The sequence below is a fragment of the Acinetobacter sp. GQ146 genome (genome assembly GCF_059758585.1).
Genome location: NZ_JCAXDV010000002.1, coordinates 440,921 through 462,958, shown reverse-complemented (window position 1 = coordinate 462,958; position 22,038 = coordinate 440,921). Strand labels below are relative to the sequence as shown.

General features: G+C 41.3%; 19 protein-coding genes. 14 read left to right on the top strand and 5 right to left on the bottom strand.

The window, feature by feature from the left end:
- Positions 1–128 precede the first annotated feature (128 nt).
- The gene (locus AC6CHI_RS05420; RefSeq protein ID WP_498119908.1) at positions 129–515 is read left to right on the top strand and encodes a hypothetical protein; all 387 of its coding nucleotides are present in this window, start codon (positions 129–131) and stop codon (positions 513–515) included.
- A 24-nt stretch (positions 516–539) separates the two neighbouring features.
- On the opposite strand, the gene AC6CHI_RS05415 is transcribed toward AC6CHI_RS05420, so the two are convergent.
- From AC6CHI_RS05415 to trpS, 4 genes are all read right to left on the bottom strand, one after another.
- Positions 540–1,361, bottom strand: a complete 822-nt coding sequence (locus AC6CHI_RS05415) for a VOC family protein (protein WP_498119906.1) — start codon at positions 1,359–1,361, stop codon at positions 540–542.
- Positions 1,362–1,482: 121 nt separating this feature from the next.
- Positions 1,483–3,192: a flotillin family protein gene (locus AC6CHI_RS05410; RefSeq protein ID WP_498119904.1), complete on the bottom strand. Its 1,710-nt coding sequence runs from the start codon at positions 3,190–3,192 to the stop codon at positions 1,483–1,485.
- 24 nt (positions 3,193–3,216) lie between these two features.
- Positions 3,217–3,858: a YqiJ family protein gene (locus AC6CHI_RS05405; protein ID WP_498119902.1), complete on the bottom strand. Its 642-nt coding sequence runs from the start codon at positions 3,856–3,858 to the stop codon at positions 3,217–3,219.
- 383 nt (positions 3,859–4,241) lie between these two features.
- Complete coding sequence (gene trpS / locus AC6CHI_RS05400; RefSeq protein WP_458891258.1) at positions 4,242–5,255, bottom strand: tryptophan--tRNA ligase; 1,014 nt, start codon at positions 5,253–5,255, stop codon at positions 4,242–4,244.
- A gap of 198 nt (positions 5,256–5,453) precedes the next feature.
- On the opposite strand from trpS, the gene AC6CHI_RS05395 reads away from it, so the two are divergent.
- From AC6CHI_RS05395 to AC6CHI_RS05335, 13 genes are all read left to right on the top strand, one after another.
- Positions 5,454–6,380, top strand: a complete 927-nt coding sequence (locus AC6CHI_RS05395) for a DUF808 domain-containing protein (protein WP_498119900.1) — start codon at positions 5,454–5,456, stop codon at positions 6,378–6,380.
- A gap of 40 nt (positions 6,381–6,420) precedes the next feature.
- Positions 6,421–7,326 (top strand): KPN_02809 family neutral zinc metallopeptidase, encoded by a 906-nt coding sequence (gene ypfJ / locus AC6CHI_RS05390; protein ID WP_498119899.1) that lies wholly within the window; start codon positions 6,421–6,423, stop codon positions 7,324–7,326.
- Positions 7,327–7,996: 670 nt separating this feature from the next.
- Positions 7,997–9,349: a DcaP family trimeric outer membrane transporter gene (locus AC6CHI_RS05385; protein ID WP_498119898.1), complete on the top strand. Its 1,353-nt coding sequence runs from the start codon at positions 7,997–7,999 to the stop codon at positions 9,347–9,349.
- 314 nt (positions 9,350–9,663) lie between these two features.
- Positions 9,664–11,043, top strand: a complete 1,380-nt coding sequence (locus AC6CHI_RS05380; RefSeq protein ID WP_498119896.1) for a DcaP family trimeric outer membrane transporter — start codon at positions 9,664–9,666, stop codon at positions 11,041–11,043.
- 147 nt (positions 11,044–11,190) lie between these two features.
- Positions 11,191–12,432, top strand: a complete 1,242-nt coding sequence (gene gltS / locus AC6CHI_RS05375; protein WP_498119895.1) for a sodium/glutamate symporter — start codon at positions 11,191–11,193, stop codon at positions 12,430–12,432.
- Positions 12,433–12,510: 78 nt separating this feature from the next.
- Positions 12,511–13,986, top strand: coding sequence for an alanine/glycine:cation symporter family protein (locus AC6CHI_RS05370; protein ID WP_498119893.1), 1,476 nt, complete (start codon positions 12,511–12,513; stop codon positions 13,984–13,986).
- A gap of 378 nt (positions 13,987–14,364) precedes the next feature.
- On the top strand, positions 14,365–15,276 hold the full coding sequence (locus AC6CHI_RS05365) for a patatin-like phospholipase family protein (RefSeq protein WP_498120065.1): 912 nt from the start codon (positions 14,365–14,367) through the stop codon (positions 15,274–15,276).
- Positions 15,277–15,543: 267 nt separating this feature from the next.
- Entirely contained in the window at positions 15,544–15,735 is a 192-nt protein-coding gene (locus tag AC6CHI_RS05360; protein ID WP_498119892.1) for a hypothetical protein, read from the top strand.
- A 320-nt stretch (positions 15,736–16,055) separates the two neighbouring features.
- Entirely contained in the window at positions 16,056–16,580 is a 525-nt protein-coding gene (locus AC6CHI_RS05355) for an acyl-CoA thioesterase (protein ID WP_458891267.1), read from the top strand.
- 165 nt (positions 16,581–16,745) lie between these two features.
- Positions 16,746–17,330, top strand: a complete 585-nt coding sequence (locus tag AC6CHI_RS05350) for a TetR/AcrR family transcriptional regulator (protein ID WP_498119891.1) — start codon at positions 16,746–16,748, stop codon at positions 17,328–17,330.
- 1 nt (position 17,331) lies between these two features.
- Positions 17,332–18,525 carry an MFS transporter gene (locus AC6CHI_RS05345; protein WP_498119889.1) on the top strand — a complete coding sequence of 398 codons (1,194 nt, stop codon included), beginning with the start codon at positions 17,332–17,334 and terminating at the stop codon, positions 18,523–18,525.
- A gap of 11 nt (positions 18,526–18,536) precedes the next feature.
- On the top strand, positions 18,537–19,430 hold the full coding sequence (locus AC6CHI_RS05340; RefSeq protein ID WP_498119888.1) for a LysR substrate-binding domain-containing protein: 894 nt from the start codon (positions 18,537–18,539) through the stop codon (positions 19,428–19,430).
- A gap of 127 nt (positions 19,431–19,557) precedes the next feature.
- Positions 19,558–20,169, top strand: coding sequence for a glutathione S-transferase family protein (locus AC6CHI_RS05335; RefSeq protein ID WP_498120064.1), 612 nt, complete (start codon positions 19,558–19,560; stop codon positions 20,167–20,169).
- Between the two features lie 62 nt (positions 20,170–20,231).
- Here AC6CHI_RS05335 and AC6CHI_RS05330 read toward each other — a convergent pair whose 3' ends face one another.
- A complete protein-coding gene (locus AC6CHI_RS05330; RefSeq protein ID WP_498119886.1) occupies positions 20,232–21,857 on the bottom strand; it encodes a bifunctional 3-(3-hydroxy-phenyl)propionate/3-hydroxycinnamic acid hydroxylase in 1,626 nt (541 codons plus the stop codon).
- Positions 21,858–22,038 lie beyond the last annotated feature (181 nt).

Genomic DNA, 22,038 nt, shown 5'->3' with positions numbered 1-22,038 from the left:
AATATACAGCTGTTCGGTGCAGCTTCGAATTTGGCTATGCTATAGTAGGTTTAAAATAATTCTTTGAAGACATAGTGTTGCAGATGTTAAGCCAAATTCATTTGTTCAGTTGTCGGTTGTTTTTTCTTGTGTTGTTTAGCCTTAATGTGACTCATGCGGAAAATGAAGATGTATATCTGACTGAATCTATGGATGAAGATATTTTTCAGTATTATCAGAAACTGGCGCAAAAGCATGATCAAGAAGAAAAAGACTATAGCGTGCTCGATCATAATTTTTATGAAAATGAATACATTCGTATTTTTAACTATACCGCTTATAACACGGATAACTTTAGCCATAAATTAGGTACAGGGGAGTTTAATAGTACTGATTTAGATGCTTTAAGCATCTCTTTTGGTTATGGCATTGAAATTAAGTTAAATCAAAGAAATAAAGTTGGCTATGAGTATCTGTCCAGTTTTCCATATGATCGAGGGCAACTGATCCGGTTATTCTGGGTACATGTTTTATAAATTGTATTTGCACTGGAATATCAATTAAATCAGTAAATCTTGAATGATGATTTTTTTCATGCGGGTTAGCGCAGCGAGTGCTCCGTGCCGAGTCGCTAAGATTTCGCTGATATTTTCTGGAATCACTTGCCAACTAATACCGTAGACATCTTTGCACCAGCCACACCAGCTTTCTGAGCCGTGTGCAGTAAAATAATTCCAATAATAGTCAATTTCTTGCTGCGATTTGCAAGGAATAACAAAGGATACGGCTTCATTAAAGTCAAAGATATGCTGTGAAGGGCTGTCTTTTGCCATGAATTTTAGCTGATTGAGGCTAAATACACTGTGTTGGATGTGACCTTTTAATTCGCCCGAAGCGTAACGTCTCATGTGCTGACGGTGAAAGTCGGGAAAAACTTTTTGATAATACTGTAATGCCTGTGAACATTGATTTTGATGCATGCCGCAAAAGAGTAAATTGGGAATAATCCGTTGCTGATTGGGTTCGAGTTGTGCCAGTTGTAACTGCCAAGTATAGCCAAATTGATCCTGCACCCAGCCATAATAAGCATTCCATTCATAATGCCCTAACTCGACTAAACTGGCACCACCCAGCATTAATTTTTGCCAAAGCGTATTGATTTCCTGACGGCTTGAACAAAGCACGGTAAAGGAAATAGCAGGATTGGGCAAAAAGTAAGGGCCGCCATTGATCCCAATAAATAATTGATTGGCAAGTGATGCTTTTACTACGGTTGAATTGTGCTGATGAATTTCACTATCAGGAAACACCGAACAATAAAACTCAAAGGCTGCAATTGCTTGATTATCAAACCACAAAGCAGGATAGATCGGCAGCTGCATGTAGGCTCCTTGGACTGAGTTTTTATATGCTTGAATTCTAAATGAATAACGTGAATAACTCTGTAATGTTTTGCAGAAAAAAGCGCAACATGTGTTGCGCTTGATTCCACTTTCATCTCGTTTAGACTTTAGCTTGGGGTTTTAATTGCTGTGTTAAGCCATTAATGTCGCCACCTTGAAGACCAAGCTCACTCATTAAGCTATCAATCAATGGGGCTTGAGAGCGATAACGCAAAGCGCTGTTAACGACTTGATCGGAGAGTGAAGTGTTGGAATGCTCATGAGGAGTATCGTGACCTTGTGAATGAGCCATATTTCCTAAGCCATTGACTTGTAATATTTTAATATCATCAATATTTTCCATTGGTTTGACACTTTCACGAATGATTTCGGGTAAATATTTGAGCAGAGCCAGTCGAATCTGCATTTCCACTTGCTCGCTCGACAAGGTGTTATTGGCTTCGTGTACAGCACGGGTACCTTCAGCATCTACTTGATATTGTTTTTCCATTGCTTGAGCAAGTAGCACCTTGGCATCGGCTTCACCTTTGGCTTTAAGGCGGGCTTTTTCTGCTTCCGCTTCTGCGGCAATACGAATTGCCTCAGCCTCATCTACTGCTGCTTTTTTACCAGCTTCAGCCGCTACAGTAATCGCAATCGCATCTTTTTCTGCGGCTTGTTTAGCGGCTACCAGCTCAACGGCTTTTTCACGTTCGGCACGTTGGGTTTCGCGCACGGTTAGGACTTCTTCTTCGGCTTTTACTGCTTGGGCACGTGCTTGGTCGGCTTGAGCTTTGGCTTCAGACTCCGCCCGTGACTTTTCCGCGACCGCGATAGCACGTTCCTGTTCTGCTAGCTCAATGGTTTTCTTTTGCTCGACTTGAGCTTTTTGCACCATTTGTGCTTTAAGAATATTTTCATTTTCGACATCACGTGCAGAGGCAATGCGCTTTAATTCAACTTCACGTTCAGCGGCAATACGTGCTTCTTCGGCTTCACGCTTTTTCGCAGCTTCTTGAGCAGCAATTTCCGCCAGTTGCTCAGCACGTCGTACTGAAATTTCACGTTCTTGCTGCAATTTGGCATATTCTTCTTCACGCAAAATTTGCAAGCGCGCCTGTTCTGCTTCCAAGTTTTTGGTTTTAATAGCAAGGTCAGCATCTTGTTCAATCACGTTGCGTTTTTTACGACGATCTTCAATGGTTTCTGTCAGCTTGGTCAGACCTTCGGCATCAAAGGCATTTTGTGGATTAAAATATTTAAAACTGGTTTGATCAAGACCTGTCAAAGATACGGTTTCGAGTTCCAAACCATTTTTAAATAAGTCTTCTGAAACGACTTGCTGCACCTTTTGCACAAAGTCGACCCGTTTTTCATGTAATTCTTCCATTGCCATTTCGGCAGCAACCGCACGCAGTGAATCGACAAATTTGCCTTCAACCAAATTTTTCAATTCATTCGGTGACATGGTTTTTTTGCCTAGCGTTTGTGCTGCTGTTGCAATGGATTCAGCCGTTGGTTTTACCCGTACATAGAACTCAGCCATCACATCTACACGCATACGGTCACGGGTAATCAGGGCTTGGTCTTCTGCGCGAACAACTTCGAGGCGCAAGGTATTCATATTGACCGGAATAATTTCATGTAACACAGGCAGAACAATGGCACCGCCATTCAGAATGACTTTTTCTCCGCCAAACCCTGTGCGTACAAAAGAAATCTCTTTGCTGGAGCGTTGATATAAACGGGCGACAATGAAGCCAATCACAATAATTGCGACAAAAATAATGCCTGCAATTACCAATGCATTGATAAGGTTGGGATTTAACATTTTATTCTCAAAATTGAAGTATTGTTAAGTTTCAGAACGAATGGCCTGAAAGCCAATTTTAGTTTTTTGGGTCAAAATCACGTGTTGACCCTGCTTAAAGAATTCATTTTGTTCAGGTTCGACCAGAACATAATGAATTTGTCCAAATTGATCTTTTACTTTAGCCTGAGCAGGCGATTGTGGTTTCGCAATACCGAGTATAATTATGGCAGTGCGACCCACCAACTCTTCGCTAAAAATGGCTGTAGTTTCATCTTGCGGTAAAATTCTGGAGACAATTTTCGCGGCCCAACGCACCAAGGGCATACATAAAAACAAGCTCGCAGGTGCTAAAATCCAAGCACTCCAAAAGTTTCCTGTGAGCAGATGGGCGAGGCTTTGTAGAAAGAAACCAAATAAACCAAAAATGGTCAGAAAAATAATAAACCAAATTAGCAGCGGGATACGTCCGAGATATAACCAGTCCAAAGCCTGCACCAACCAACCAGCTTCAGTATCAATCTCTACTTCGGGAGAGGTGAGATTCGTGGGTAAAAGCTGATCAAGAACGCCCTGAGTACCACCGCCTAGGAGCAATAAAGTCAGTTCTAAAAAGGCAAATAAAAACAGCAGGCAGATGGAGATGCTAAATACCAGATTTGACGGGTGTGTCACTAGTTCCCACATGTTCAAATTCTCTATTTTTATTAAGTTATTGATAACAAATAAAGTACAAATTTATTCTTTATTCTCTAAGATAGCATTGAAATGAACTTAAGTCTAAGAAACTTTGAGACAAAAAAATACGCAACGATTGGGGTGATCATTGCGTAGAACAACGAATCTGTTTACACAGTTCGGTTAAGGAGAAATGTTATAAGTTTAGGTGCTCTAAACTATGAAATTAGAATAATTGGAAATACGCTTTAATTCATGAGCAATCACGTTAAATCCTGTTAAATCACGTTAAGAGTAAGAGAGTCTTGTGATTGAGCAGATTTATTTTTATGCTAAAAAAATTAAAGACCTAAGTTTAGGTCTTTAATTGAAAATTGAATGCAAAAATGATGTTAGAAGTGGAATACACCCAAACCAGATTTGACTTCATCTAAAGTCTGTTGAGTAATATCACGACATTTATCGGTGCCGGCTTTCAAAATATCCATAATATAATCAGGATCTTTTGCTAATTCGATACGACGTTCACGAATTGGGCCAATCAGTTCTTTTAACACGCCTTCTAAACGTTTTTTCACAGTGCCATCGCCTAAACCACCACGACGGTAGTGGGCTTTGAGTTCTTCAACTTCTTCTTTATTTGGGTCAAATGCATCTAAATAAGTAAATACAATATTACCTTCAACCTGACCTGGATCTTCAATGCGCAGGTGATTTGGGTCAGTGTACATCGCGTTGACGGCTTTCTTAATGTCTTTATCGCTGGCATCCAACACAATGGTGTTGCCCAAAGATTTCGACATCTTCGCTTTACCATCAAAGCCAGGTAAACGGCCCATATTAGAAAGGAGGGCTTTACATTCAGGCAATAAATCTTGACCGATTTGACGATTAATACGACGCACAATTTCGTTGGTCTGTTCAATCATTGGAATCTGGTCTTCACCCACAGGAACAACAGTGGCTTTAAACGCCGTGATGTCGGCTGCTTGTGCAACCGGGTAGCACAGGAAGCCTGCTGGAATATCACGCTCAAAACCACGCATCTGAATTTCAGATTTGATGGTCGGGTTACGTTCTAATCGCGCCACAGTCACAAAGTTGAGGTACAACATGGTGAGTTCGTTTAATGCAGGCAAGCAAGATTGCACGCAGATGGTGGTTTTTGTTGGATCAATTCCCACAGCTAAGTAATCAGTTGCAACTTCAATAATATTACGACGGACTTTTTCGAAATTATCCGCATTGTCAGTCAGTGCTTGGGCATCTGCCAATAACAAATGTTGGTGATGCGAATCTTGTAGACCTACACGTGAACGTAAAGAACCAACAAAATGACCTAAGTGAAGTTGCCCTGTAGGACGGTCGCCAGTCAAGATGACGGGACGATTATCTTGATTACTCATTTTCTTTTCCAAAAAGTAGTGTTTTCACTACAACTGCAGTCAAATAAATGGCTACATTGTACGGTATAATTTTTTTTAATGTCAGTCACAAAAAAATAGAAAAACAAAAAAATCAAATCTCATCTTAAATCATCAACTAAATACAGTATTTTTCTTCAGAGCAATTTAAAATACAGCAAACTTTTTAGGATAAATATAATGGCGAGTAGCTTATTAATATTATTAGATGATATTGCGACGGTATTAGATGATGTGGCCGTCATGAGTAAAGTTGCAGCAAAAAAAACTGCGGGGGTACTTGGGGATGATTTGGCATTAAACGCGCAACAGGTGAGTGGTTTGCGTGCAGAGCGTGAATTACCCGTCGTCTGGAGTGTGGCCAAAGGTTCTTTTGTCAATAAACTGATTTTGGTGCCGTTGGCATTATTGATTAGTGTGGTTGCACCGTGGTTGATTAATCCTTTATTGATGCTGGGTGGATTGTTCTTGTGTTATGAAGGGGTGGAAAAGGTTTTACACAGCCTGCAACACCGTAAGGCGACCAATGAAAAGGAAGCAGAAGAAGAACTGCAAAGCATTGAAACTGATTTAGTGACCTATGAAAAAGAAAAAATAAAAGGGGCCGTACGTACCGACTTTATCCTTTCTGCTGAAATTGTGGTCATTTCATTGGGGACTGTTGCCACAGCAACATTTATCAGCAAGCTTACGGTACTCAGTGTGATTGCGATCGTCATGACGATAGGTGTGTATGGCTTTGTGGCCCTAATTGTGAAAATTGATGATATTGGATTGTATTTAACCGAGCAAACATCGAACGCAAAGCAAATAATCGGACGCTTTTTGTTGGCATTTGCCCCTAAGCTCATGAAAACCCTAACCGTGGTTGGCACCATTGCTATGTTTTTGGTTGGCGGTGGCATCATTAACCATGCTGTTCCACTGATTCATCATTTTACTGAAGATACCGTTGATCATTTAGAACTGATTCCGAATATTGGAAATATTGTGGGAGCATTAACCCCCACTTTAATTAATTTAATGATTGGTATTGCGGCTGGCGTGGCTGTGATTCTTGTACTGACTGTGTTTAAAAAGATTTGGCCGAATTCTAAACAGGCTTAAGCTATAGCAATCTACTTCATAAAAATTAAGGAATACGGCTATGCAATGGAAAGGTCGTCGTGTGAGTCGCAACGTTGAAGATCGCCGTGGTGGCGGTGGTCGAAAAATGGGTGGCATTAGCATTATCGGTTTGGTGGTTGCATTTGTTGCATGGAAGTTTTTTGGAGTAGATCCGCAACAAGCTTATCAAGCCACACAGCAAGTGACACAACAAACGTCTGGAGCAGAAACTAAAGGTTTGGATCATCCGACACCCGAGCAGCAAGAAGCCATGGATTTTATTGGTACGGTGCTAGCCGATACGGAAGATACTTGGGAGAGGGTGTTTCAGCAACAGCTTAATCAAGCCTATGTTGCCCCTAAACTGGTGATGTTTACTGGTGCCGTGAATTCTGGCTGTGGTGCGGCACAATCTGCCATGGGGCCTTTTTATTGCCCAGTCGATCAGAAAGTCTATATCGATACGACATTTTTTAAAGATATGCGTCAGCAAATGGGGATTAGTGGAGAAAAAAACCAAACCGAGTTAACTCGCCAAGATCAAGCGGGTGACTTTGCCCAAGCCTATGTGGTGGCACACGAAGTAGGACACCATGTGCAGAATCTTTTAGGCATCTCTGAACAGGTACATCAAGCGCGGACTCAAGTGTCTAGAGCAGAAGCGAATCAGCTTTCGGTACGCCAAGAGTTGCAGGCAGACTGTTTAGCGGGGATTTGGGCGTACCATAATCAGCAACGCACGCAATTTTTACAGCAGGGTGATATTGAAGAAGCCATGGATGCGGCACATAAAATTGGCGATGATTATCTACAGAAACAAGCAACTGGGCAGGTTGTGCCGGATAGCTTTACCCATGGTTCCAGTCAGCAGCGGATGAAATGGTTTCAGACAGGACTTCAAACTGGAAATCTGAAGGATTGTGATACCTTTAATCAGGCGATTTAATCCTGCTTTTATTCCAATGGTGTGATGAGCTTATGCCATTGGAAATTTGCTTTGTGGTTTTTGATCGATATTCTTTATTCCACTTGATGATAAAAATAAGAAGACAGCAATACGCCACATGAAGTGATTTCTATCTTATTAAAATTTCAAAATAATTTTTATTCAGGGTTTGCTGATGACTCATTACTATGGCGGCTTAAATATTTGAACTTATTGAGTACAATAACAGGGCTGAGTATGGTAATGCGATATCGAGTCTTTTTATCGATAATTTTTCTTTGCTTAGAATCCGTGGCACATGCTGAATGGAAAGTTCCGCATGAAATATTCAGGTATTAATTTACGTAAATTTTACATTTAATAGGTTGAATTTAATACCTTAAAGGTATTGGGTGGGGTGAAAAAGATCATTCCGTGAACCGCTTTAATTTGAAATAATGAATATTAATTCATTATTTTTGGATAATTATTCAATACTTATGTCGAGAACACAAAGACTTAGCTCAAATTTAGTTCAAACAAAATGGTAAATTATATAAAAAACAAAAAAATAGCCTTCGACTAAAGCATATATAGTCGATATTAGACTTATCTGTCACATTTTGGCTCAAGAAATGTTCATTGGAATGAACAACCAATAACGTGTAATGTAATGAATAGGGAATTTAGAATGGCAATTCAGAAGACGTCTGTACGTGTAAAAACCTTGGTATTGGCGATGGGTATGATCGCAGCGGGGACTGTACAGGCAGATAGCAATACGGAAGTTGAACAGTTACGTAAAGAAGTACAGGAATTACGTGGCATGTTGGAGCAGTATGCTCAACAGCAAAAACAAATGGCTGCACAACCAAGTTATCAAGTTCAGGCACCAGCACAAACTTCACCCGCAAAACCTGCACCAGAGAAAAAAGGCTTAGGCGTGACGTTAGGGGGCGCGGAAGTCAATTTCTATGGTAATGTGCGCGCGGATGCGACCTACCAGATTGATGGTGGTCCAAATAAAGCACATCCATATAACCAAATTAACAAAGCCGCTTTAGAAGGTACACCAGGCAATAGCGATATTTTCAAATCGACTTTGGCTGCAACCCGTTTAGGCTTTGATTTTAAAACCCCAACCCAAAGTGGTGATGTTGCAGGTAAGGTTGAAGTCGATTTTCTTGGCGCCAATGATACTTTGCGTATCCGTCATGCTTATTTAACTTATGCCAACTGGTTAATTGGTCAAACATGGTCGAACTTCGCCGTACCTGACTATATGCCAGAATCAATTGATGCTTTAGGTTATGTGGGTGGTGCTGTTAAACGTACGCCGCAAGTGCGTTATACCAGTACATTTAGTCCTCAAACAAACTTAGTCTTTGCTTTAGAAGATTCTAAATATAGTTCTGACTCAGTTTCTGGAACGTCTTGGAACTTAGGTTCAGATCCAGATAACCAAATGCGAATTCCTGCATTAACTGCACGTTTTAATCACAAGTTTGCCGACAATGCTGGTATTGTGACAGCACGTACGATGGTAGCAGACAAGCAAACTTCAGATGATGAAAAAGTGGCTTGGGGTGTTGGTTTAGGAACTAAATTTAACGTCACACCTAGCACGACCTTAAAAGCTGATTATTACCATGTAAAAGGGGATAGCAGTTTTGTTTCATGGTCAAACCCAGGTTATGCAATTGATGCAAACAAAAATATTCAGCAAAGCGAATTTGACTCGATTACTGTCGGGATTACTCAACAGTTTAATCCAAAGTTGCGTGGTACTTTGGGCTATGGTTATATGAATCATGATACCGATCTTGACTATATTAACGCATCTAAGGTTCCAGCTGCGTTGAACAAAGATTTATGGCAAGCGTGGGCAAACGTCTTCTATAGCCCTGTAAAACCTGTAAGCTTGGGTCTTGAATATACTTATGGTGAACGTGAGACCTTCTCTGCACCAAATGCAACGACACCTTTAACCAGTAAAACAGGTGAGGAAAATCGTGTGAATGTCGTAGCTATCTATAATTTCTAAATTTTGCAATCATTCTGTGAAAAAGAGGCTTAGGCCTCTTTTTTTTATGTTTTTAAACAATGAGTTTACGAAAATAATCGGGTTATAATTAAGCGTGTCTGAATAGTTGCTCTAGATTAAATTAGAATCAATTAAAACTGAGTTAATAAAAAATAATAAAACTTTATACAAAAAAGCAGCATAATACTGCGCTTTCAATTCTGTAGCTGTCAATTGCGAAATTGGCAGGAACGAATCGATCTATTTGTTTGTGCATATCTATTCAAATGGATCGTGATGATTATGCAAAATACAACATGAACAAGGAGCTTGGAATGAGTTTATCCCTCATGAAGAAGCCTGCGATTCGTCAGAGTTTAGCAGTTACTATCGCAACTCTAATGATGACAGCGACTCATGCAGCAACAGCAGAGCAAGAGGAAATTGCACAATTACGCGCAGAAGTTGAAGCATTGAAAGCTTTAATCCAGCAAAATCTCCCGCAAGTACAGCAAGCCACAACAGTTACGAGTGCGCCTCAGCCTAAAAATACGACAATGACTGCCGTTGAGAAAACGTCTGTCGCTAATAACCCGACTGTTGAAAAATCTTCACCTTTGCAGCTTAAAACAGCGGGCGGTGCTGAAGTTAAGTTGTATGGTTTTGTTCGTGGTGATGCCTCTTATCAGTTCGAGGGTGGCAATGCGATTTTTAACCGTATCAATGCGGTGGCATTGGATAATGCTGCAGATAAAACAAAAACAGAAGATCGTTTTTATAGCACAGCGACTACAACCCGTTTGGGCTTAGATTTTAAATCACCGATTGAAGGACAGAATGTTGGCGGAAAAATCGAAGTTGATTTCCGCGGCACGAATGATTCTTTACGTATTCGCCATGCCTATTTAACGCTGAATAATTGGTTGCTTGGTCAAACGACATCTAGCTTTTTAGCAACTGATTTACAGCCTGAAATGCTTGATTTTAACTCACCATTAGGCATTGGCACATTCCGTACACCGATGGTACGTTATAGTGACAAATTAAGTGCAGATACTTCTTACTTTGTCGGGCTAGAAAAAGGCCGTGACGATAACCGCTTCCCAGCATTAACAGCTAAAGTGAAGCATAGCTTTGCTGAGGGTAAAGGTACGACTTCAATCCGTGCTTTATCTCAAGAAGTGCGTAGTCGAGATGCATTTCAGGATGTTAAAGATGCCGATGGTGTCGTCGTTGGCACAAAACAAATCAGTAAAGATGAGTCTGAGTTTGCTTGGGGACTCGCAGCTGGTGTGAAGTACCAATTGAGTAAGCAACTTCAAATTATGGGTGACTACTCACACGTTAAGGGCGATGATAAGTTTCTGCTTTATTCCAATAGTCCATTTAATATTAATGCGAATGACTTGAGTCTTAATTTAAATGAGTTTGATGCATTAACTGTAGGTGCAACCTACCAATTTAATCCAAAAGTACGCAGTACCTTAGGATATGGATTAATGCTGGCGAATGACAGTAATGATTATGCTAATAATTTAGCTTCTACAGATACAGTACAGAATAAAACCTTGCAACAAGGTTGGCTCAATGTCATGTACAGCCCAGTGACTCCAGTCACGCTAGGGGTTGAATATGTTTATGGTGAACGTGAAACTTTCTCTGGTAAAACTGGTAAAGATAATCGCGTAGGCGCAATGGCACGTTACAACTTCTAAAATTCTCTTGCTCTAAGGGTAAAACTGCAAGTGTATTTTTTGTACAGAGTGTTTCACTGTTTGTACAAATTGCTGCTTGCAGCTTTTCATGCCTAGGGCGTTATTATTTATCTGTATAATAACAGATAAAATTGGCGGAAAAGAATTATGGCACTTACTTTTAATGCGTTTTATACGCTAATCGCAGCAGTCATTGTATTGTTATTGGGTCGATTCCTTGTGAATCACATCGACTTTTTACGTCGTTATAACATCCCTGAGCCTGTTGCAGGTGGTTTAGTTGCGGCGATCCTCTCCCTAGTCGTATATAACTTATGGGGTTTTAGCATTAGCACCAGCAGTGAATTACAAACTAGCTTTATGTTAATTTTCTTTGCTTCTATTGGTCTAAGCGCAAACTTCTCTAAGCTCAAAGAAGGTGGGATGGGCTTGGTTATCTTCTTGATTGCCGTTGCTTCATTCATTGTGGTGCAAGATTTTGTCGGTATCAGTCTCGCGACTTTACTGGGTATTGATCCTCTCATTGGTCTGATTGCAGGTTCGATCACTTTAACAGGTGGTCATGGTACTGCGGGTGCATGGGGTGAAATCCTAGAAGTTGAACATGGTATTCAAGGCGCTTTGGCACTGGGTATGGCCAGTGCGACTTTTGGTCTTATCATCGGTGGTTTAATCGGTGGTCCTTTGGCTAAGATGTTGATTAACCGTTATCAATTGGCTGAAGCAAAAACTGATGCGCAAATTGAAAAGCGTGATCATACGCCAATGACCGAGAAAGAAGCAGAAGAAACAGCACCGTTTGAATATCCGCACCAAGTACGTTTAATTACTGCGGATAATGCAATTACTACTTTAGGTATGTTTGCAGCATGTTTGGCTTTTGCAGAGTTTATGACAGGTGTCAGTAAAGGAACTTGGTTTGAACTTCCAACCTTTGTTTGGACTTTAGGCGGTGGCGTAATTTTACGTAACATCCTTGAAGGCGTATTCAAAGTAAGTATTTTTGACCGCGCGATTGATGTGTTTGGTAATGCTTCACTGTCATTGTACTTAGCGATGGCCTTGCTTTCGTTAAAATTATGGCAACTTGCAGACCTCGCTGGTCCATTGGTGGTAATTTTAGGTGCTCAAACCATTACCATGGCATTGTATGCAGCATTTGTCACTTTCCGCGTGATGGGTAAAAACTACGATGCAGCAGTACTTTCTGCGGGTCACTGTGGTTTTGGTATGGGTGCAACCCCAACTGCGGTTGCCAACATGCAAGCCATTACCAATATGTATGGCGCTTCACATAAAGCCTTCCTGATTGTTCCACTCTGTGGCGCATTCTTTGTTGACTTGATCAATGCAACTGTAATTCAACTTATTCTTAAGTTCATCGCTTAAGTGATAGCAAAAGGTCTTGTTCTCAAGGCCTTTTTTGAATTGCCAAACAATATCTGCTGAGTCTTAAGGAATAAGAAAATGGATGAACAATTAAATGCGACCCTGATGTCTTGGGTACAGATGCTGAATGATCCTTTATGGAACTTTCTGGTTGTATTTTTGGTTGTGGTTGGGGTGTTCTATACCTTAATTACGGGAGCGGTACAGCTTCGCCTATTTTTTCACAGTATTAAGGTCATGAAATCGAGCCGTAAAGAGGGCGATGATGACCATGGGATTACCCCGTTTCAGGCTTTTGTAACAGGTCTTGCGAGCCGTGTTGGTGTAGGTAACGTGGCAGGTGTCGCCATTGCCATTGCGATTGGTGGTCCGGGTGCGGTGTTCTGGATGTGGCTTACTGCATTTTTAGGGATGAGTTCTGCCTTCGTTGAATCATCTCTTGCCCAGCTGTTTAAAGTACGCGACACGCAAAACCAGCAGTTCCGTGGTGGTCCAGCGTACTACATTACCCAAGGTCTAAAACAAAAATGGTTGGGTGTGGTATTCGCACTGTCACTTATTTTAGCCTATGGCTTTGTGTTTAATGCAGTACAAGCCAACTCGATTATTGATGCAACCTCACATGCATGGGGCTGGGATAAAGCCAATGTCATGCTGAACTTGGGACTTTTCTCGTTTGAAATTTCTTGGGTTGGTCTCATTTTAGTGTTCATGACAGGTGTGATCATTTTCGGTGGGATTAAGCGTATTGCGGTGGTTGCAGAGCGTTTTGTACCGTTGATGGCGGTGATGTATTTAGCGGTTGCGTTGTATATTGCCGTGAAAAACTTGCCGATCTTGCCTGACATTTTCCAATTGATTTTCTCTCATGCATTCCAGTTCGATGCAGCAGCAGGTGGCTTCTTTGGTGCGATGGTGTCCATGGCAATGATGATGGGGATCAAACGTGGTTTGTTCTCGAATGAAGCGGGTATGGGTTCTGCACCGAACGCAGCAGCGGCATCTGATGTGAAACACCCAGTGAACCAAGGTTTGGTCCAAATGTTGGGCGTATTTGTGGATACCTTCGTGGTGTGTTCATGTACAGCCATTATCATCTTGTCATCAGGTTTGTACCATGATGCAGGTTTCGCAGGCGTGCAATTAACCCAGATGGCGCTAGTGAACCAGATTGGTAGCTGGGGCGATGACTTCCTTGCCATCATTTTATTTATGTTTGCTTATTCGTCCATTATCGGTAACTACGCTTATGCCGAAAGTAACATGCAGTTCATTAATAACAACCGTAAAGTGATGTTTGTGTTCCGCTTACTGGTGCTATTTATGGTGTACTTCGGTGCAATCACAAGCGTACCGCTGGTTTGGTCAATGGCTGACTTATCAATGGGCTTAATGGCAACCATCAACTTATTTGCCATTCTGTTGTTAACGCCTTTTGCTTTAATGCTTTTGAAAGATTATACCTCACAGTTAAAACAGGGAATTAAAGAACCTGAGTTTAAGTTGGATAATCATCCTAAGTTTAAAGATAAGGTGAATTCAGATATTTGGTAATCTGCCAAATTTTGGATCTTTAAAAAGCCAGTCTAAATCTAAGACTGGCTTTTTTATGTCTGTAATATCCAGTTTGACCGAAAGCTGGCTGGGTAAACTAAACGTGCAATATTTCGAGATTGGCTTCGTTAAGCATTAATGCGAGCTGGCTGGAATTGCAAAAAAGTAGCACTTTCTCCATGATTTCGCTTTTTTTATTCATTATTGTAACGGGCTTAAATGTCAGTTTTACGAAATGCAACAGTCAAATGTTGGGTTTTGCATAGAATAGCCACAGTCTTGCAGAGAGTTTAATTCGCCTTGAAGCCACTTCAGTCATGTTTTGTTATTGGAATGCTGTTCACCACCGTGTCAGGGCAGAGTATGGCGCAGTCCGCTATGCTGCCTAGTCATGCGGCAACAAAAAATGTTCTGGTTGATGCTCAGGTTAAAGCAGAGCGTATAGATTTTAGAAAACTGAAACAAACGCAACATCGCCCGATTGTGGCTTTGGTTTTAGGCAGTGGTGGTGCACGGGGTTATGCACATATTGGTGTAATTCAAGTATTAGAACAATATGGCATTCATCCCGATTTAATTGTTGGCACGAGTGCGGGAAGCGTCGTGGGCTCGATTTATGCCAGTGGTAAAAATGCACAACAATTGCGTGAAGTGGCGCTGAGTATGAAGCCGAATGATGTTCGGGATGTAAAACTGGCGATGACAGGATTCTTCGATGGAAAAAAAGTCGAAGACTATGTGAATGAACAAGTGCTGAATACACCGCTAGAACATTTAAAAATTCCGATGTATGTGGTGGCAACGGAGCTTAAAGAAGGCAAAAAGGTGGTGTTTAATTACGGCAATACCGGGCAGGCGGTGCGTGCCTCTGTATCGATTCCGAGCATGTTTATTCCCACCAAAATTGCAGGTGAAGAATATGTGGATGGCGGATTGGTCAGTCCTGTACCAGTCAATGTAGCGCGGGATTTGGGTGCGGACATTGTGATAGCTGTGGATATTTTGGCACAACCTGAACATACTGAAACCAGCAATGTTTGGGGGTTATTTAACCAGAATATTAATATTATGCAGAACCATTTAGCCAAAGAGGAATTAAAACATGCGGATATTGTGATTCAAACAGATTTAAGGGAGAAATCACATATTTTTGATGTGAAAGGGCGTGAGGAGACCATGCAGGCCGGTATTCAGGCCACCGATCAACAATTAAGTCAGATTTTTAAAGTTTTTGATCAACAGCATTATTCTCAAGGCTATAAAATTCCGCAATATTCGGTGAAAAATTAAGATGGTTGTACCGGTAAGGGGATGCATTGACCTGTCATGCAATATGGTATTGGCAAAGCGCATAGACGGAATAGAATGAGATAGATGACGTTTATTGTTGAGTAAATAAAAGCTATATATTTTTAAATTATATTTTTATATATTGTTGAAATAAAAAGAAATTGTATAAGAATGGTGCTTTTGTAGCAGAAACATTCGCAAGCGATTTACTTCAATCCTTGTGCTGAATATACTGTATTTTTAACATGATAATTTCATCTATTACACATGACAAAAACGACAATAGTTGGGCGCCAACTGCACGTGGGGCAGCAGGTTAAACTGGCAAATTTACCGCATATGATCTTCAAAATTGTTGCCTATAATAATGATGGTTCCTATCGCATAGTCGCTGATATAGCGGGGCAGCAACGACTTGAATATGACCATGTCGCCCAAGAGATGCTGGCATTAAGCTAATGCTGTCTAGAGTCATAGCGTGCATCTTTAAAGTATCATCGAGTTAGGTTCATCATTATTTTGCAATAATTGAGTCGAAGCTTATGGCATAATAAAAGTTGATTTTTCTACTTTAATTTTGCTGAATTTTTATCAAAATTAAGAAAATCATAGGCTTGGCTGAAAGTTGACTGGATTAATATATATTTTACTGAATGATGTATTAATCACTATAAGTAATAATGATGACATTATTGCCGATTTGAACATGTTATTTATGACAAAAGTTATATAATAATCACCACATATCCTCCTATCTTTGCAAGAGTCTAGAGAACGCGATGTCCCCATTAGATCAAATTACTCCTATTTTAGACGATCAGTCGGAGTTGACCATGTCTGTATTGATGACTCCAGATATGGCAAATTTTTCGGGTAATGTTCATGGTGGAACTATTCTTAAGTTGCTCGATCAGGTTGCGTATGCCTGTGCAAGCCGCTATTCAGGTAGTTATGTTGTGACACTATCGGTAGATAAAGTGAACTTTAAAGAGCCAATTCATGTTGGTGAGTTAGTGACTTTCTTGGCAAGTGTGAATCATGTTGGTCGTACTTCTATGGAAATTGGGATTCGTGTAGAAGCTCAAAATATTCAAAAACGTACAGTACGTCATACCAATAGCTGTTATTTCACGATGGTTGCCGTAGACGAAACCGGTAAGCCTAAACAGATTCCACCGCTTGATTTAAGCAATGAATGGAAGCGTTGCCGTTTTGAAGCCGCAGAACAGCGCAAAGTGGCACGTTTACAAGAAAACCATCATCCTTCTTGCAGTATTTATAAGAAATCTTCGACTCCAAGTTAAGATTTTCAGCGAATGCAAAAAAGCCAGTGCGTTATGAAAGCCACTGGCTTTTTTTATTGTGATGCCGAATGCCCAGAATATTTCACCTTAGTCGTAGTTCACTGGTAGAACGAGAAATTTTATCTTAATATAAAACGATACGTATCGTTTCGTTTTGGGTGGGTTATGTCAGATGTTGAAAAAACTTCGCGTCGTAAACAATGTATTTTAGATGCAGTCATTGCTGCACTTGAGGATTATGACTACAGTAAATTGACCATTGAAGACATTGCTGCACGGGCAGGGGTTGGCAAATCAACCATTTACCGCTGGTGGAAACACAAGTCCGACTTGGTGTTTGAAGCTTTCAAACAGGAAACGGCTTCGGTATTTGAATTGGATTATGCACAGAGTCTTGAATTTAATTTAAAACAACAATTATTCAAACTGGCGACAGCACTGCATCGTCCGATTGGGCGTGCACTTTTGGTGGTTTTATCGGAACACCGTGAAGCTGCTGGTGAGTTTTTTAGTCAGTATTTATTGCCGCGTCGTGAAGCAACACGGAAATTGATTGATTTGGCGATTCAACGTGGTGAAATTCGAGCCGATTATCCCTTTGAACTGATGCTGGATACCTTGTACGCGCCGATTCATTATCAAATGATTTTCTTTAATCGACAGCCTGACGAAGCCTATATTCAAGCCTTACTCAATCTGGTGTTACAACCCGCACGTGTTGCAACTTCTACTGCACAGTTGAGTTCATGAGATGGGCACAGTTGAAAATGGATTCAAGCTTTGGAATCGTGCTTTTATTTTTTGTGTAGTGAATAATCTTTTTTTATTTACTTACTACTTTGCCTTACTGGCAGTGCTGCCAATTTACATTATGAAAGACCTTGTCGGGAGTGTGAAAGAGGCGGGTTTGGCACTGACGCTATTTCTTATCTCCTCCATTTTGGTCCGTCCATTTTCAGGTTTAATTGCAGAAAAGATAGGGATTAAACTTAGTTTCCGTGGTTCAGAAGCCTTATTCGTGCTGTTTGCGTTCAGTTATTTATGGATCGACAGCATGTGGAGTTTGCTGTTGGTGCGGTTTATTCATGGGATTTGGTTCAGTATTTTAACCACCGTTACAGTCCCTGTCGCGAACGAGTTTATTCCTGAGCAGCGTAAAGGTGAGGGCATGGGGTATTTTGTCATGTCAACCAATCTTGGCGTGGTTTTCGGTCCGCTTTTGGCGCTCACGATAAGTCAATATGCCAGTTTTACCCTGCTGTTTGCGGTCTTATCTGGGTTAATGAGTCTGGGGTTCTTGTTTTGCTTATTTATTCCGATTGCCCAGTCGACATCGCCAGTGGAGCACCGGCCACATCAATCCAAATTGGCGCTGCAAGATGTCATTGAAATGCGTGTGCTTTCGGTTGGATTGGTCGCACTGCTCACCGCTTTCTCCTATTCCAGTGTGATGAGTTTTATCGCGGCTTACACTGAAACGCAACAGCTGATGGCGTATACCAGCACCTTCTTTTTGGTCTTTGCCTGTTCCATGATTCTGGTCCGACCTTGGGTTGGGCGCTGGTTCGATCAAAAAGGACCAAGTAGCGTGATTTATCCATCCTTTGCGTTATTTGCCGTAGGCTTGGCGGTGGTAAGTCAACTGCATCAGCCTTGGGTACTCTGGCTTTCGGCCATATTAATTGGCGTGGGCTATGGCACTTTATTTCCTTGCTTACAAACCGTTGCCATTCAGACGGTTCCTAAACATCGCATCGGGCATGCTGTTTCGACCTATTTCACCTTGTTTGATTTGGGGCTCGCGCTAGGTTCGGTGATTATGGGAATTTTGATTGCCTATTGGGGCTACAGTAAGACCTATTTATTGTGTGCACTCATTACATTAGCCACTTTAGCTGTTTTCCGCATAGCCGTTGCCCCTCAACTCAAACAGGTTCAACCCTGAGGAGAATATCGATGGAATTACGACATTTACGCTATTTTGTCGCGGTGGCTGAGGAGTTGAACTTTACCAAAGCCGCACAGCGCATGTGTACCGTACAACCTTCATTAAGTCAGCAGATCAAGGATTTAGAACAGGAAGTGGGGGTACAGCTTCTGCTACGTTCCAACCGTAAAGTAGAGCTGACGGAGGAGGGCAAAGCCTTTTTAAAGGAAGCTTTACTCAGTCTGGAACATGCGGAAAAAGCCATTTCTGATGCCCGCAAAGTGGCAAACACAAGTAAAGATCAACTGCATATTGGCTTTGTGCCTGTGGCAGAAATGAAAATATTTCCTTATATCATGCCCAATATTCGTGCCCATTTTCCTGAGCTGAAAATTGATTTTCATAGTTTGACAGATGCCGAGCAGTTTAAGGCGTTGAAAAAAGGCGATATTGATATTGCCTTTACCCGTTATATCGATGATTCAGAGGATCTGGAAAATGTTCAAATTTTTAATGAACCCTTGGCACTGATTGTCCCGAAAGATTCGGCTGTGGCCGCACAGCGTCATGTCAGTATCAAAAGTTTTAATCAGCAGGATTTTATTATCAGCGATGAAGGTGCTTCACCACAACTATATAAAATTATTCAGGATTTTTTTAAACAATCGAAGTTGAATGTTAATGTGGTTCAGCATTCCACCAATATCTTACTCAATGTAAATTTGGTGGGCATGGGCGTGGGATGGAGCTTGGTACCAGCCTATGTGATTCCGTTGTTGGGCGATAAAATTGTGGTGAAAAATACCCTCGAACCTTTACCGACCATTGGTCTATATGCCAGTTATCGCAAAGAGCAATGCAGTGCAGCGATTGAACTGATTTTAAAAATTCTGAAAGAACAATTTTATACGGCCATGTTCTAACCCTTTGGACATACATGCTTTGCTTTAGATATCCAGCAGTCTAGAGAGCGTGACAGAACAACCACGTAGTTGCCGTGCTAGCCATGCTAAGGTAGCGCAAAATATCGACAGTGGAACCATAACAATGATGCAGCTATATACCCATCCGCAATCACGAGGCAATACGATTTTACCTTTTCTGAAAGAGCTGAAGATTGAAGATCAGGTCGAGCTGATCAATATGAGTTATGAAGAGATCCATCAGGCTGCATATTTGGCCATAAATCCGATGGCAAAAGTTCCATGTCTGGTGGATGGTGAGATTGTGGTGACGGAAGTCCCTGCCATTATTGCTTATCTGGCGGATAAGTATATTGCGCAAGATTTTGCCCCGGCACTGGATGACCCAAAACGTGGAGCGTATTTAAAGTGGCTGTTCTTTATTCATGGGCCATTAACCGAATATATGGATGTCAAAAACTTGAATGTTGCCGCAGAGCTGATTGAAAGTAAGAAGATGGGGCTCAGTTTTGGGGATGAGCAGCGCCTATTCCAATTTTTACAGCAAGGTTTAAGTCAGGCTAAACCGTATTTGCTTGGGGAAAAGTGTACTGCAGCAGATTTATATTTGGCCTATTGGTTGGTCTATGCCATGTCATATGAACTCATTCCTTATTTTGACGAAGCCCGACCTTTTCTGCAGTTAATGAAAACACGTGATTCGGTTCAAGACATTGCTTGGTTTCAGGCCATTAAATAAAGCACTTTAGTCAACAAACAACCCAGCATTGCTGCTGGGTTGTTTGTTCAATTTGGTAGGAATTATACGCTGCAATGTAGCTTGGCAAATAAAGCCTGACTCACCTGATCAATACTTTGCGGAATAGCCAGAGCGGCTACAAAGCGATCCGGGCGTAAAACCACCATCGAATCATTGGTTCGACCAAACCATGTGCGGATTTCTGTACCGATATCACCGACACAAATCACACCATGATATTGTTTGCGATTTTCATTTTGCAGCTGAATTGCAGGCAACACTTGAATGAATTTTACCCCGAGTTTTTGCCACTGCTGCACGCTGCTTTCAGATAGCCCCCATTGTGGGTCAACACCCCATGCCAAAATCGCAAAATCATTTCCAATTACTTCATCTAACAGCACCTGTTCACCCGAGGCCAATTCAACTTTAGGTTGAATAAACATTTTGCCGACCAGTGAGTGTTTTTGCGTATTTGGAATTAATACACCGTCATGATATTGCGGCATGGGCTTAAAGCGCATTTCCAATAAATACTGTTTAATCGGTTTAATATAGTTCAGGGCATAGGCAATACCATCTCGGACAAAACCTTGCCATTTCTTTGGTGGTGCCAGTACATGACCGGCCATGACAGAGAGATCGATCATGGCTTTGGCATGATCTTTACGTTCAACTTGATAAGAATCTAATACGTCAGGTCCTGCTTTACCTTGAATCACCAAGCTCATTTTCCAGCCTAAATTAAAGGCATCGCGCATACCACTGTTGTAACCCTGACCTTGCCAAACCGGCATAATATGCGCTGCATCACCCGCCAGTAAGATACGGTCTACACGGAATTGATCTGCAATGCGGGCATTGTGAGTGTAGACCCGTTGACGAATCACTTCAATATTTGCCGTATTGGGTAAGACTTTGGCCAATAATTTATTGATGTTTTCTGGTTTGCTGAGTTCTTCCTGAGTTTCACCTGGCATTACCATAAATTCGAAACGACGAATGCCATGTGGCAAGGCTGCCGAAACATAAGGACGTACTGGGTCACAGCATAAGTAAATATGCGGTGTTGCCAATGGGTCGTTTTCAATATCAATCACAATCCATTGATTGGGGGCTGTTTTACCATCGAAGCCAATATTTAAAGTACGTCGTACCACGGAATTGCCACCATCACAGGCAATTAAATATTGCGCTTTCACGACTTCCGCTTGTCCTTCCTTATTTTGCATTTTTAAGGTAACCGCTTCAGCATTTTGGCTAAACTCGGTTAACTGACGCGAAAATAGCACTTGAGTGTGCGGATATTGTTTGAGTCCTTGCAGTAATACGTTATCCACCTGGGGTTGAATAAATGCATTACGACGCGAGAAGCCAAATTCACGGGTTAAAGGTTGAATATCGGCAAAACAACGCCCTTTGGGGGTAAGAAAGCGCATTGCATGATTGGGGGTGGTATGTGGTAATACCTGTTCAACTAATCCCAGAGATTGAATTGTACGCAAGGCTTCATCATCAATACCAATGGCACGTGGGTAATCAATGAGCTGGTCAAGTTGTTCGATAACCGTGACTTGCACACCTTGTTTGCTTAAATAATTTGCTAGGGTCAGGCCTACAGGACCTGCACCTAAGATAGCCACTTCAGTCTTAAATTCAGTATTGCGTGTGCTCACAGCGAATTCCATTCAATCTATTCACAATGAGGCTATTAACGGTCAAGCCGCATTTTCATACAAGCTATGCCATAGTGGAGATCTAGTCTAAGTCGTACTGTGATCAGCGCAAGTATTTATCTTATATATTTGATTTATAATTATTTATTATTTTTAAAGTTATAAGATTTGCCAAGGTAGTCATCATTAATAA